Source organism: Candidatus Baltobacteraceae bacterium, assembly GCA_036488875.1.
In the GTDB taxonomy this organism is placed as follows: domain Bacteria; phylum Vulcanimicrobiota; class Vulcanimicrobiia; order Vulcanimicrobiales; family Vulcanimicrobiaceae; genus JAFAHZ01.
The window spans coordinates 44,680-58,158 of the sequence record DASXGW010000004.1; the positions used below are offsets into that span (position 1 = coordinate 44,680).

General features: G+C 64.1%; 13 protein-coding genes. 2 read left to right on the forward strand and 11 right to left on the reverse strand.

Features of this window, described 5'->3' with window-relative positions:
- Positions 1-6 precede the first annotated feature (6 nt).
- The 8 genes from VGG89_05745 to VGG89_05780 form a co-directional block, all read right to left on the reverse strand.
- Positions 7-930, reverse strand: coding sequence for a HAMP domain-containing sensor histidine kinase (locus VGG89_05745; GenBank protein HEY1976021.1), 924 nt, complete (start codon positions 928-930; stop codon positions 7-9).
- Positions 927-1,598, reverse strand: a complete 672-nt coding sequence (locus tag VGG89_05750; GenBank protein HEY1976022.1) for a response regulator transcription factor — start codon at positions 1,596-1,598, stop codon at positions 927-929. The genes VGG89_05745 and VGG89_05750 overlap by 4 nt, the downstream gene beginning before the upstream one ends.
- A gap of 23 nt (positions 1,599-1,621) precedes the next feature.
- Positions 1,622-2,773, reverse strand: coding sequence for a hypothetical protein (locus tag VGG89_05755; protein HEY1976023.1), 1,152 nt, complete (start codon positions 2,771-2,773; stop codon positions 1,622-1,624).
- Entirely contained in the window at positions 2,763-3,245 is a 483-nt protein-coding gene (locus VGG89_05760; GenBank protein HEY1976024.1) for a plastocyanin/azurin family copper-binding protein, read from the reverse strand. Before VGG89_05760 ends, VGG89_05755 begins: the two co-directional genes overlap by 11 nt.
- On the reverse strand, positions 3,242-3,766 hold the full coding sequence (locus tag VGG89_05765; protein ID HEY1976025.1) for an SCO family protein: 525 nt from the start codon (positions 3,764-3,766) through the stop codon (positions 3,242-3,244). The genes VGG89_05760 and VGG89_05765 overlap by 4 nt, the downstream gene beginning before the upstream one ends.
- On the reverse strand, positions 3,763-4,338 hold the full coding sequence (locus VGG89_05770) for a hypothetical protein (protein ID HEY1976026.1): 576 nt from the start codon (positions 4,336-4,338) through the stop codon (positions 3,763-3,765). The genes VGG89_05765 and VGG89_05770 overlap by 4 nt, the downstream gene beginning before the upstream one ends.
- 85 nt (positions 4,339-4,423) lie before the next feature.
- On the reverse strand, positions 4,424-5,077 hold the full coding sequence (locus tag VGG89_05775) for a hypothetical protein (GenBank protein ID HEY1976027.1): 654 nt from the start codon (positions 5,075-5,077) through the stop codon (positions 4,424-4,426).
- A gap of 62 nt (positions 5,078-5,139) precedes the next feature.
- Entirely contained in the window at positions 5,140-5,958 is an 819-nt protein-coding gene (locus VGG89_05780) for a tetratricopeptide repeat protein (GenBank protein ID HEY1976028.1), read from the reverse strand.
- 385 nt (positions 5,959-6,343) lie between these two features.
- Between VGG89_05780 and VGG89_05785 the strand changes: the two genes are divergently transcribed.
- A complete protein-coding gene (locus tag VGG89_05785) occupies positions 6,344-8,089 on the forward strand; it encodes a hypothetical protein (GenBank protein ID HEY1976029.1) in 1,746 nt (581 codons plus the stop codon).
- 4 nt (positions 8,090-8,093) lie between these two features.
- Here the strand turns inward: VGG89_05785 and VGG89_05790 are convergent, their stop codons facing one another.
- The 3 genes from VGG89_05790 to VGG89_05800 form a co-directional block, all read right to left on the reverse strand.
- Positions 8,094-9,020 (reverse strand): SDR family oxidoreductase, encoded by a 927-nt coding sequence (locus VGG89_05790; protein HEY1976030.1) that lies wholly within the window; start codon positions 9,018-9,020, stop codon positions 8,094-8,096.
- On the reverse strand, positions 8,938-11,199 hold the full coding sequence (gene pnp / locus VGG89_05795) for a polyribonucleotide nucleotidyltransferase (protein HEY1976031.1): 2,262 nt from the start codon (positions 11,197-11,199) through the stop codon (positions 8,938-8,940). The genes VGG89_05790 and pnp overlap by 83 nt, the downstream gene beginning before the upstream one ends.
- A 96-nt stretch (positions 11,200-11,295) precedes the next feature.
- Positions 11,296-11,682, reverse strand: a complete 387-nt coding sequence (locus VGG89_05800; GenBank protein ID HEY1976032.1) for a hypothetical protein — start codon at positions 11,680-11,682, stop codon at positions 11,296-11,298.
- Between the two features lie 87 nt (positions 11,683-11,769).
- Between VGG89_05800 and ggt the strand changes: the two genes are divergently transcribed.
- Positions 11,770-13,479 carry a gamma-glutamyltransferase gene (gene ggt / locus VGG89_05805; protein ID HEY1976033.1) on the forward strand — a complete coding sequence of 570 codons (1,710 nt, stop codon included), beginning with the start codon at positions 11,770-11,772 and terminating at the stop codon, positions 13,477-13,479.

Consider the following 13,479-nt stretch of genomic DNA (forward strand, 5'->3'; position numbering starts at 1 on the left):
TCTGGGCTACGCCTGTATGTGTGCCGGAAGCGTTGCGACGAAGCGAGCGCCGCCGCCGGGCGCCGCGTCGACCACGACCGTTCCGTCGTGGGCGCTTGCGATCCAGCGGACGATCGCCAAACCGAGACCGGTGCCGCTGTGATCCTGCGTGCGCCGGTAGAAGCGCTCGAAGACGCGCTCGCGCTCGTCGGGGGCGACCCCGTCGCCGTCGTCCTCGACGACGATGGAGCAGGTACGGCCGTTACGCGACGACGCGATGCTCACGCGGCTGCGCGCGTGCCGGACCGCATTCTCGAGCAAGTTGCGTGCGAGCTCGCGCAGCCGCCGCTCGTCGCCGTCGACGATCGCGCTGTCGGTAACCGCTTCGATGCGGACGTTTCGCGCGTTCGCGGCGGCGGCGGCGTCGCGCGTGCACGTCGTGACGACGAGCGCCAAGTCGACGGGTTCGCATTGCAGCACGGCGCGGCCCGGATTGCGTGCGAGCGTCAACAGATCCGAAATCAGTGCGGAGGCTTCGAGCGCGTCGTGCGTGATCGCGTCGAACGCCTGCGTGCTCTCGGGCGGCGGCTGATTGCGCGATGCTTGCGCGACGCTCGCGATCGCCGCTAGCGGCGAACGAAGCTCGTGCGCGGCGTCGGCGGCGAAGACTCGCTCGCGCTCGCGCGCCGCGGCCAGCGGCGCGATCGTGAGCCGCGCCATCGCGTACGACGCCGCCCCGACGACCACGATCAGCGGCACATCGATCGCGAGAATCGAAACGGACACCGAGCGCATTGCGGTCGCGAGGCCTCTCGCGCCCTCCGGCGTTCCCAGCGCCGGGCCGAGCGCCGACGCATATTCGCGCTGCATGAACAAGAATGCGCCGGCATCGAGGGCGGCGAGAACGCAAACGAAGATGAGGAGATAGAGGGCGGTAGTGCGAGCGATCAAGTTTGCAGGCGGTAACCGACGCCCCACACCGTTTCGATGATGCCGTTGGCGCCGAGTTTCTTGAGTTTGCGGCGCAGCTGGCTGACGTACACGTCGACGATGTTGCTCGATCCCTCGAAGTCGTAATCCCAAATGCGTTCGAGCACTTGCGCGCGCGACAGCGCGATGCCGGCATTGCGCGCGAAGAGCTCGAGCAGCCGAAACTCGGTCGCGCCCAACTCGAGCGCACGCGCGTCGTACGTCGCCGTACGCGCACCGACGTCGACCCGCAGTTTCCCGACTTCCAGGGTACTGACCAGCGGTCGATCGCCGCGTCGCAAAATCGCGCGCAGCCGCGCGATCAGCTCTTGCTCGACGAACGGCTTGGGAAGATAGTCGTCGGCGCCGCAATCCAAGCCGTGCACACGATCCTCGACGGCGTCCCGCGCGGTGAGCATGAGGATCGGCGTTTGAACGCCTTCGGCGCGCGCGTTGCGCGCGACCGTGAAGCCGTCCATGCCGGGCAGCCCCACGTCGACGATCGCGGCGTCGTAGCTCTGACGCAGCAGGTGATCGAGACCGGCCTCGCCGTCGGTCACGACGTTCGCGGCGAACTTCTGCGATTCGAGCATGGTTTGCACCGCTCGCGCGATCGAGAGATTGTCCTCGACGACCAGGATGCGCATCATCTCAGGATTCGCAGGCCTCCGTCTCAATACTTCAAGGGACCGCAGCAGGCGATGGTCAGGGCGCCCCCCAGGCTCGGCTTTTGACCCGGTGCGGCGATCGGAGCGACCTCCTGGACCAGGAGGCGAACCGGGCCGACCATGCCCGCCGCATAGTACGTGAAGTCGCGCGTGACGGCCGGATTGGCTTGGGCGTCATAGCGGACGCCCAGATAGGCGTGCGAGACCGGATAGATCTTCAAACGGGCGTAGCCGCCGCTGGTCAATTGATTCGTTCCGGCACCGTCGGCGTTGTGATCGTCGCCCCACCACTGCTCGGCTTGCAGATCGACCTTCCATAGCGACGCGTGCGCGAGCAGACCGTAGCGTTGGTACGGATCGTCGAACGGTTTGCTGCCGGCCAGCAAGATGTTGCGCGAACCGTTGAGGACTGCGCCGCCGAAATCAAACTCGACGTTTTTACGCTGCACGGCGGTTTCGTCAAGCCACAATCCCGTTTCGGGAACGGCCGGGGTTGTGGTCTCGCCGGTGTTCACCGGCTTTCCGCCGTAGGCTGCGCCCTTGAACTCACTGACCGCGAAGGTGAAATCCGCGCGAAGGTTTCCGATTTGCCGCTGCGTCCACTGACCCCAGCGCGGCGACGCGAGCGGAAGATCGTTGAGCCCCACGTGCGCGGTGTAATATCCATACGGCTGCAGATCGTCCAACCGCTCCCCCGGCGATTGCGCCAGCGGCAACTCGAAGAGCCCGAACCGATACGATGAGTTCGTGCGCTCGTTGTAGTTCGTAAGGAATCCTAAGTAGAGTCCCGACGGTCCGCCGCCCGCGCCCAGACTGTAATGAACGAACAGCGACACCCTTCCGAAGTCTTCGTTGCCGAGTAGGATGCCGCCGGGAGTCCAGCGGCGCGAGCCGGGTGCCGGATCTTGCGCGTACGCCATTTGGTAGCGTACCGCGAGTATCGTCGTACCGTGCTTGGGCAGCGGCAGCCGGTAGCCGTGCTGCCGAAAGTAGACGCCGAACGCGTTAAGCTCGGGCAGCACCGAGTGACACGCGGTGCAGCGCAGACCGTAACGTTGCGCGAAAATCGGGATCGCGCTTGCCGGTGCGGCGCTTGCCAGCATAAAAAGCAACGCCGCCAGGACGGCTACGACGCCGCCGAACACGTTATTGCGCAACGATGGCTCCTCGCATGTTCGCGGAGTAATGATAGAAGCAGCCGTACAGATACGTGCCGGCCTTATCGGCGAGGACCGTTTGCGACGTCGCGCCGGCCTGCAGCGCGCCGCTGCTCCAGCCACCGGATAGCGTCGTTCCGCTTTCCGTCAACGCGCTCGCGCCGAGCGGAGAGGCGCTGGGAAACTTCGTCTCGCCGTTGGTGCTGCTCAGGGGCAGCGACGAACTGGTGTGGTTGAACCCGTCGGCGTTCTTGAAGACGATCGTATCGCCCACCGCGACGTCGAGGATCGGCGGTTTGATCGCAATACTCGGTCCGTACGGCGTGCTCGTCGGGTTTTGATAGACGGTCAGGTTGAGGTCCACGGTGTGGACGACTCCGCCGCCGGTTCCTCCCCCACCGCTCGACGGAATTCCGTTGGGCGTACACGATGCGAGCGCGGCCGCCAGCGCCGCTATGCGGGCAGTTCTCATCGTGCGGCAACCTGCGGTTGCGCGAGCGCGTCGACGACGTCGTCCGACAAGCCGCTCGACGCGAGCATCGTCTTGACGAGCTTTCCGTCGGCGTCGAGGACGTAGACGAACGTCGTGTGTGCCTCCCGATAGCCGTTCTTACCGCTCGTCGCGATGACGCCGAACTGGTTCATGACGGTGCCGACGTCGCGCACGTTACCGCCGGCGATCAGCCAGTGGTGCGGGTCGGCTGAGAACTCGCGCGCGATCTTTCGCATATCGGCGAGCGAATCGTGCGCGGGATCGAGCGTGACCGTCAGCAGCGCGGCGTTAATTTTCCGTCGTGCAATAACCTGCGCGGCCTGCGCGAACTGGGCGTCGATCAACGGGCACGCATCGGTGCAATGTGCCGACACGAACGTCACCGCGATTGGGCGGCCGTGCAGCGAAGCGAGCGTAAACGTGTGGCCGTTTTGATCGACGAGCTGCGGTGCGGCGCTTTGCGCGAACAGCGCGACGAGGATGGCTAGAAGACGAATCAAGGCTGGAAATCCGGGCCCGGCGTCGCGCCGGCTTTAACGACGATGACGTCGCGCATGCCTTCCTGATAGTGGAAGGCGCAGCCGATCAAGTACGTACCGGCTTTTACGAGTTTTGCCTTAACCGATTGTCCGCCGCCGATAATGCCGCTCGCGTAACCGATCCCGAGTTTGCCGCCCCCTTTTGCGCTAAACGATAGCGACGGATTCGCCGGGAAATGGGCCGGCGGCTTGCCGGCTTTTCCAATGACGTTGAACGTGTGCTCGTCGGTCTTCGTGAGGTTACGAATCGTGACGGTGGTGCCCGGTGGAAACGCGAGCACTTGCGCTTTCTTGGTTTGCGTGAAGCCGCCCACCTTACCCCACGTGGGATCCTTTTTCGATCCCACTCCTTCGGTAGGAAGTTCTTCGCCGATCGTGTGCTTCGGCAGTTTGTCGGGAAGCGCGAACGAGATCGTATACGGCATCGACGGCGTCAGCGGCGAGGAAGGCGCCCCCGTGCGGCCGCCGCACGCTGCAAGCGCAGATCCCAGCGCCAGCGAAACCGCGATGAGTCGAATGTTCTTCATCTTCATGCGACGACTCTACGGGCGCAACATGAAAAAAGTATAAATGGAGAAAGAAGAACGGCCGCTGGTCGGCGGCCGTTCGAGCTTGTCTCTAGTGAGTGGGGTCCCAGCCGCCGCTGCCCGGAGGCGTCGGCGTCGCACCGCCGCCGCCGTTCGACGGAGGCGTCGCTTGCGGACCGGGCTTAGCGCCGGCCTTCACAAGGAGAATGTCGCGCATGTTGTTCGACTTGTAGTGGAACGCGCAGCCGATCAAGTACGTACCGGCCTTTGCAAGTACGATGGTGACCGAATGTCCGGGATTAATCGGGCCGCTTGCGTATCCCGCTTCGAGTCTGTCTCCGCCGCTGGCGGTAAGACGCAAGGTTGGGCTCTTCGGGAAGCGCACCTGCGTTCCGGAGATTTCTTTAATCACGTTGAACGTGTGCTGGTCGGTCTTCGACAGGTTGTGAATCGTGATCTTCGTGCCCGGCGGAAACGCGAGCGTCTGCGACCACTTGGACTGCGTGAATCCGCCTACGACGGCGTCGTTCCAGTTCTTCATCTTAACCGTGCCGAGCGTTGACGGCAGGGTCTCGCCGAACGAATGTTTCGGCAGCGTCGCGTCGACGGTGAGATCGCCCATCGGCGGAAGCGCGTACGACGTGCCCCCGCCCATGCCGCTAGGCGCCATTCCGTGGCCGCCACCGCAGGCAGCTAGGATGCCTGCCGCGAGGGCTAGCGAGAGTATTGAAAGCTTTCTGAGCATTGGAATCCTCCGGGAGCGTCTGTTCGTACGGTCCTAGCGTAGCGATGCGAAATGAAGAAAGTTTAAATCGCGATGCTGTCGCGCATCGCGGCGGCGATGTTTTGCAGGGCGGGGTCGCCCGTAGCGTCGTGAAGCGTCCGGACGAATGCTTCACGGGCCTCCGAACGGCGCCCCTGACGCAAAAGGACGGCGCCGAGCGCGAACTCGGCGCGCGCGTAGTTAGGCGAAAGGGCGAGTGCGGCGCGCAACTCGCGTTCGGCCGCGTCGAGTTGTCCAAGACGCTCCTCGGCGAGCGCGAGGTCGTAGTGCGCCACGGCATACGCCGGGTTGGCTTTCAACAGTTTGCCGAAGTCCTCGCGCGCGGTCGCGGAATCGCCGGCCTGCAGCGCGACGATGCCTCGGGCGTAGAGCGCGCGCGCCGAGTCGGGTGCGAGCGCCGTGAACCGATCGGCGATGCTGCGGGCTTCGCGGAGGTCGCCGCGTTGGAGATCGACCGCAATGAGGTTGGCCATAGCCGCCAAGAATCCGGGATCCAACGCGATTGCGTCGCGCAGCTGGTGCGCGGCGTCGTCGGTGCGGCCGAGATTGGCATCGGCGATAGCGAGGTCGTAACGCGCGGTCGAGCCTTTAGGCTCGGGGGGATCGAGCGCGACTATCCGCGTGAATTCGTCCGCGGCGCCCTTCCAGTCGTGTCCGGCCAGGTCGTCGAGACCGATTCGGAAGCGTTCCTCGACCTCGCGCTGGGTGGCGAACGCACGAAGGGCCGGCGCCGAGGTCGTGCGGGGCACGGGCGTCGTCGAGGGGTAGGTCTGGGCGAACGCGACTGCGGGGAGGAGGACGGTTGTCAGGGTCGCGAGCGCGCCGGTGAGAGCGACCCGCATGCGTTAGCGGGAAGCCGGCTCTGTCGGAAGTTCGGCGGAGCTAACCGCAGGCGCCGCGGCAGCGTGCTCGGGCATGCAATCCCAGCCTTTCCGGCCGGCCGAAGTGATCGCACCCAGCAGTGCGGGCGAAGCTGAGGGAATAAGCTGCCCGGCCAGCAGATCTTCGGCCTGGGCGGCGCCCGCCAGAGCGGTGCGCCCGCAGAAGAAGGTTCCCGCTAGGAAAGCGGCTACGAGGAACGAGCGACCGAGGGCACTTGACATCACTTTCGATTATAGCCGAATGTCTAAAGAATCCGTGAAAAGCAGCTTAGCTGTGCCGGCGGTGCTGGGGCTCCTGGTTTTCAGCACCCCGGCGGTCGCACAGGTGCCCCTTGTCGTTGGCTCCGTGCGCGACCAGCGTGGCGTTCCGGTCGCCGGCGCGCGAGTAACGGCAGCGACGCCCGCGGGCCCTCGCTCGATTGCCACGGAGGCCGACGGAACCTTCGCCCTTCCCGCGGGTGGGGCAACGTCGGTCACCGTCACGTGCCGCTTTTGTGCGGCCGCGACCGTGGCGAGCGTCCCAGGTGAGCCCGTCGTGGTCATCGTCGCGCGCTACGCTGCGTTGAACGATGCTTCTCCGTCGTCCGAGGACGTCGCTGCGCTGCCGTACGGCGACGTCGAGTCGGCGATCGCACTGCGGCCCTTTACGCTTTTGCGCCAGACGACGCATTACTATCCCGGTTCGCAGCTAAGCGACCGCGGCTTGTTGCCGGCCGGCGCATTGGTCGTCGACGCTGGAGTTCCGGATTACGATATCGTCTTCGGCTCGTCGTCGTACGCGACGATTCCGTCGCACTACGAAAGCGGTACCGACGTTCGCTCGGCTTCCGATGCGTTTCTCTACGGCGATCAAGCTGGCTCGGGAATCGTAACGCTCGACCCATTCGGTTCCGGCGGCAGCGGCGTCGCGCTCTATGGCAGCGATTCGATTTTCCACGCGACGTCGGAAGAAAACGGAAACGGTTTCGCGATTGGTTCGTCGAGCAACTGGCAAGATTCGCGGCAGCGCGCCGACGGCGAACTGACGTTGCCGCTCTCGGGCGCGCAAAGCGTGCGTCTCGGTGCCGGATCGTCGCAGGGGTACCAATACCAGCCCAGCGCGTACCGCGCGTCGGCGAACTTCTCGTATGCCGATGCCACATTCGACGACGTTGCGCCGACGATCGATCTTTACGCTAATGCCGTTTACGACCGCGGCGATTACGCCGCGCGGTTCGACGACTCGCCCTTGACCGACGTTTGGTCGGACGGTCAGCTGAGTGCGGGCGTGCGAACGCGGGGACCGGTGTCGGTATTTGCCGACGTCGCCAGCCGAATCTCCACCGGCATCTACGACGCGCAATCCGTCGGAGCGCCCCGCATCGGTGCCGCGCTGCAGCAGAACCGCGTCGATGCGGGCGTAACGGCGACGGGCTCGTTTTACGACGCAACCGCCGGCGTCGGCGCTTTCGATTTCAACTATAGCGGTGGAACCGGCGGCTATTCGTCGCCGTCGCACGGAACGTTGTTGACGCCGTCGCTGCACGTAGATCTTTTTCCGCAGTCGAAGTTCGGTGCGACGTTCGAGGCCGCCGATTCGTTCGATCTGCCGACGCTTTGGCAGCAGTACGCGTTCGACGAGAACTACGGCATGAACACGTACGATCGCGCCGATCTCTACTCCGCGCAGCTAACGTATACCGACGAGCGCCGCGTGCGCGTGTCGTGGGAAGAAGCCTGGCAGTTCGTGCGCGGCTTCGCCAACGGCCAAGTAACGTCTAGCGGCGTCTCGGCAACGTGGCAGGTCGCACCCACCGTATCGCTGCGCACCTGGACAATGGTTGCGAGCAACTCTGCGGCTGCATCCGGACAGACCCCGTACCTTCCCAGCGGCACGCAGCCCAGCGTCGGCGCGGTGTGGCTGACCTATCAAAACGGCGGAGCGGTGCGCTTCGACGCGATCTATCGCAAGGACGTGCTCGACGGAGCGCCCTTTTACCACTTCGACGGCGACGTCTCGGGCCCAATCTCGAGCACGCTGCGCTGGTACGCCGGCGTGGAAGACCGCTTGGCGTCGACGCGCGTGGACGCCGGTTTGCAGTTCGGCCGCTAAGCGGTTACGGAATATGTAAAACGCTGCGCACCATGTTGTCGCGCAGCCGGTGCGGGAGCGCGGCGACGACGGCTTGCACGTGCGCTTGTTTGCCGACCACGTATCGCGCGCGCGGGCGCGGCGCACGCAGCGCCGACGCGATCGCGCCGGCGACTGCGGCAACGTCGAGTCCCACGCGCTCTTCGCGATCGATTTGCCGCATTGCCGCTTCGACCAGCGGCGCGTAGTCGTCTAGCGCTTGGGCCGGCAGGCGCGCGGTCAAATCGTCTTTGAGCTCGCGGCCTTTCTGCCAAATCGGCGTCTTCACGGCGGCGAACTCGAAGAGGGAGACCGATATGCCCGCCGGCGCGAGTTCGAACCGAAGCGAGTCCATTAACATGGCCAGCGCCGCCTTCGACGCGCAGTACGGACCGAGGAACGGCGCACCGAATCGGCTGGCGATCGATCCGATCGTAACGATGCGTCCGTGGGTCTTACGCAGCAGCGGGATCGCGGCTTGCGTTACGGCGACGGTCCCGATCACGTTGACTTCGAGTTGTTTGCGCAAATCCGCAAGCGGCAGGTGTTCGAGTGGGCCGCCGAGCGCGATCCCCGCGTTGTTGATCAAACCGTGAAGCGGAACCCCGCTCGCGCGAACGACGTCGAAGGCGTGCGCGACGCTGCCGGCATCGGTAACGTCGAGTTGCACCGGACGAATCGATTCGTGGTCGGAGGCGAGCCGCGTCAGATCGCGCTCGCTGCGCGCCCCCGCAAACACGATGAAACCGTCCCGTGCCAATTGCAAAGCCGTCGCGTGTCCGATGCCACTCGAGGCACCGGTCACAACGACGGCTTGCGTGTCGTTCGGTTTAGTCTTCGTGATGGCCGTGAGGTTTGCGACGGCGACGCATCGGCGGTGCGCCCGGTGCGCTTGCCGACGGCGTAAACTCACGATCCTCGCGCGGAGCGCGATCTCTGCGGCGGTATTCACCGTCGCCGTCGCCGTTGGACGAAGCGCCCGCGAGCAGCGCCTTGCGCGAGAGATTGAGGCGGCCTTGACCGTCGATCTCCATGACCTTGACCATCACCTCGTCGCCGACACTGACGACGTCTTCAACCTTCTCGACGCGCTGCGGCGCGAGCTGGCTGATGTGCACGAGCCCTTCCTTGCCGGGAAGAATCTGCACGAACGCGCCGATGTTGATGATGCGCGTGACGGTGCCGAGATACGTCTCGCCCGCCTTGATCTCTTTGGTGAGGTTCTCCACCCAGGTCTTGGCCTTGTCACCCGACTCGCCGTCGAGCGAGGTGATGAATACGGAGCCGTCGTCCTCGATGTCGATTTTCTCGACGCCGGTCTCGGCGATGATTTTGTTGATCACCTTGCCGCCGGGGCCGATGACGTCCTTGATCTTCGCGGGATCGATCTTGATCACGATCATTCGCGGCGCGAACTTGGAAAGTTCGGCTCGCGGCTCCGCGATCGTTTCGGCGAGCTTGTCGATGATGAAGAATCGCGACTTCTTCGCCTCGGCCATCGCTTCGCGCATGATGTCGATCGTGATGCCTTGCACCTTGATGTCCATCTGGATCGCGGTGATACCCTTTTTGGTTCCCGCGACTTTGAAGTCCATCTCGCCGAGTGCGTCCTCGAGGCCCTGAATGTCGGTGAGGATCGCGTACTTGTCGCCCTTGAGAATCAATCCCATGGCGACGCCGGCGACGTGCTCGCGGATCGGCACGCCTGCGTCCATCAGCGCGAGCGTCGAACCGCAGACCGACGCCATCGACGACGATCCGTTGGATTCGAGCACTTCGCTCATCAGGCGCATCGTGTACGGGAACTCGTCCTTGGGCGGAAGCACCGGCAGCAGCGCGCGCTCGGCCAGCAGACCGTGACCGATCTCGCGACGGCCCGGACCACGCATCGGACGCGTTTCGCCCACCGAGTAGGGCGGGAAGTTGTAGAAGTGCATGTAGCGCTTGTCTTCGAGCGCCACGACGCCGTCGAGCCGCTGCGCGTCGCTCGTCGAGCCGAGCGTACAGGCCGTGAAGACCTGCGTTTGGCCGCGCGTGAAGATTCCGGATCCGTGAACGCGCGGCACGTAATGCACCTTGCTCCAGATCGGCCGGATTTCGGTGGGCTTGCGGCCGTCGGGACGAATCTTCTCGTCCACGACCATGACGCGCAGCTCGTCCTCCTCCATCGCCTTGACGATCTTGTGGAACTCCTTGGCGGTCGCGGAGTCCTCGAGCAGCGCGCGGACGTCTTCGTCCTTCTTGCCGCAGCGCGCGAGCGCTTCGTTGACGTTAATCTCGGCGAACGCTTCTTCGCGCGCGCCTTTCTCGACGACGCGCATCGCCTTGGCGACGTCTTTGCCGAAGTTCTTGCGTACCCATTTGTCGAGGTCGGAGTTGACCTTCAACAGCGGAAACTCGCGCTTCTTCTTGCCGTTTTTCTTCGCCAGCTGATCGATCGCTTTAACGATCTTGCGGATCTCGGCGTGTGCGAACTCGACCGCGCCGAGGAACTCGTCCTCGGTAATTTCGTGGCAGCTGCCTTCGACCATCATGACGGCGTCGGCGGTGCCGGCGATGACGATCTCCATGCCGCCGGTGGCGTATTGCGGCAGCGATGGATTGCAGACGTAGTTGCCGTTTTCGTCGCGTCCGACGCGCACGGCGGCGACGGTCTTGTCGAACGGAATATCGCTCAGCGCGAGCGCCGCGCCCGCGGCGCAGACGCCGAGCACGTCGGCGTCGAGCTCCGGGTCGATCGAAAGAACGGTTGCGACGACTTGAATGTCGTTACGAAAACCGTCGGGGAAAAGAGGACGAATGGGACGATCGATTTGGCGCGAGCTGAGCACGGCGTGCTCGGACGGACGTCCTTCGCGCTTGATGAAACCGCCCGGAATCTTTCCGGCGGCGTACATCTTCTCTTCGAAATCGCAGGTCAGTGGAAAAAAGTCGATGCCTTCGCGAGGTTTTGCGGAGGCTGTCACGGCGCAGAGCACGACGTTTTGATCGCCATAACGAACCAAAGCGGAGCCGTTAGCTTGCTTTGCGAGTTCGCCGGTCTCGATGACCATCGTGCGCCCGCCGACCTCTAAGGTCACGGATTCGGGCACAATAACTCCTAATTTCTGTTCTTGTTGCTTCTTTTTTGAACCGGGCGCGATTCTCGGCGGCCGCCACTGCGACCTGCCCGGGAGGGCCGCCCTTGCTTAGGCTAGGGCGTTGAGGCTGCCGTAGCTGCCGGACTTGCCGGCCGCCAGGATCTGCTGCGCCGTCTCATTGAGGCCCTGATAATAGGCCTGAGTCGAGCCGAAGGCCGCCGCCGGCTGCAGCGGCTGATACCCGTTGAGGGCGCTCTGGATCAGGAACGTGTCCGCCGTGACCTTGAACGCGTCGAGGGCTTGCTGGTACTGCGAGGGGCCGGCGGGCTGTGCGGCCGGCGCCGGCTGCAGAACGTTGAAGCCGGCTGGGGTCGACGAGTTTGCCGGGTCGGACGCGCTCGAGGGCAGCAGCGAATTCAACGACGAGGCGATGCTGCTCGGGCTACCGGGGTCGAACGTATTGAGCCAGCTCGGGGCCGTCACGGAAGCGCTCATAAAGCGCCCTCAGTGTACCATTCCGTGGACTCCAGGATGGGCATGTCGGCCGAATCTTAACCCCGAAGGCGGCGCTAGGGGGTCGTAATGCGTAGTCTCTGCTGTCTCTTAGCGCTGTCGCTCCTTACCGCCGCGGGTCCGCCTGCGTCGCGGCCGCCGGCCATTGGTCGCGAAGCGATGGTTGCGACCGAACAGCATTATGCGACGCAAGCCGGCGTCGACGTGTTGCGAGCCGGCGGAAATGCCGTCGACGCGGCGGTCGCCGTTGCTTACGCGCTCGCCGTCGTCGACTCGTGCTGCGGCAACATCGGCGGCGGCGGTTTTATGTTGATTCGCATGCACGACGGTCGCGAACGTTTCATCGATTTTCGCGAAAAGGCGCCGTTGCGCGCGCGGCCCGGCATGTATCTCGACAAAAACGGAAACGTCATTTCGCGCGCCTCGACCAAGGGCTGGCTCGCCGTCGGCGTTCCTGGTACCGTTGCCGGAATGGAAACGGCGCGCCGCGAGTACGGGACGATGTCGCGGCAACGTTTGATCGCACCGGCCATCGCGCTCGCGCGCAACGGTTTCGTTTTTTCAGAAGGCGATTTGATTCCGTTCAAAGGCTCGCCTACCGAAGGGTACTCGGGCGCCGAACTGTTCAAACAGCGAAACGTCGCCGCGATCTTTTTGCCGGGCGGAAGCTATCCGAAGTCCGGAACGCTTTTCAAGCAGCCGCAGCTCGCGCGCACGCTCGAGCTGATTTCGAAAGACGGAGAAGACGCATTCTACCGCGGGCCGATTGCCCGCGCGGTGGTTGCTGCCGGCACCGCCGGCGGCGGTATCCTGACCCTCGACGATTTCGCGCGATACACCGTCGAAGAATCGGCGCCGCTGCACTGCTCGTATCACGGATACGACATTACCACCGCGCCGCCGCCGAGTTCGGGCGGCATTACGCTGTGCGAGATTCTCAACGTCGTGGCTCCCTATCCCTTGAACGCGTGGGGTTGGCACACGGCAAATAGCTTGCACTACGTAACCGAGGCCGAGCGCCGTGCGTTCGCCGATCGCAATACGTATCTCGGCGATCCAGACTTCGTGCGCAATCCCGTGGCACAGCTTTTATCGCCGGAATACGCGGCAAAAATACGGTCGGAGATTTCGCCGTCAGCGACAACGCCGTCCGTGGACGTCAAACCCGGTTTGGGACCGCTCGCACACGAGCACGACGAGACGACGCATTACTCAATCGTCGACGCTTCGGGCAACGCCGTCGGCGTTACGTACACGCTCAACGATTGGTTCGGCGCGGCGGTCATTGCCGGAGATACGGGATTCTTTTTAAACGACGAGATGGACGACTTCACGTCGAAGCCCGGCGTGCCGAACTCGTACGGTTTGGTGCAGGGGGTGCGTAACGACATCGAGCCGGGGAAACGCCCGTTGTCTTCGATGACGCCCACGATAGTAACGCGCGACGGTAAAGTGACGATGGTTACCGGAAGCAACGGCGGCTCGCGCATCATCACGGTTGCGTTAGAGACGATTTTGAACGTTCTCGTGTACGGGATGAACGCGCAACAAGCCGTCGACGCGCCGCGTACGCACATGCAGTGGCTTCCCGACCGTATCGACTACCAGCCGGGCGCGATCGACGACGGTGTGATGGCGCAACTCAAGGCGATGGGATACAACTTCAATCTCATTCCGCGGTGGGGATCGGCACAAGCGATCGTCGTCGATCCGTCGACTGGCCGGATCTACGGTGGAAGCGACCGGCGGCGCCCGCAAGGTGCTGCTATCGGCTACTAG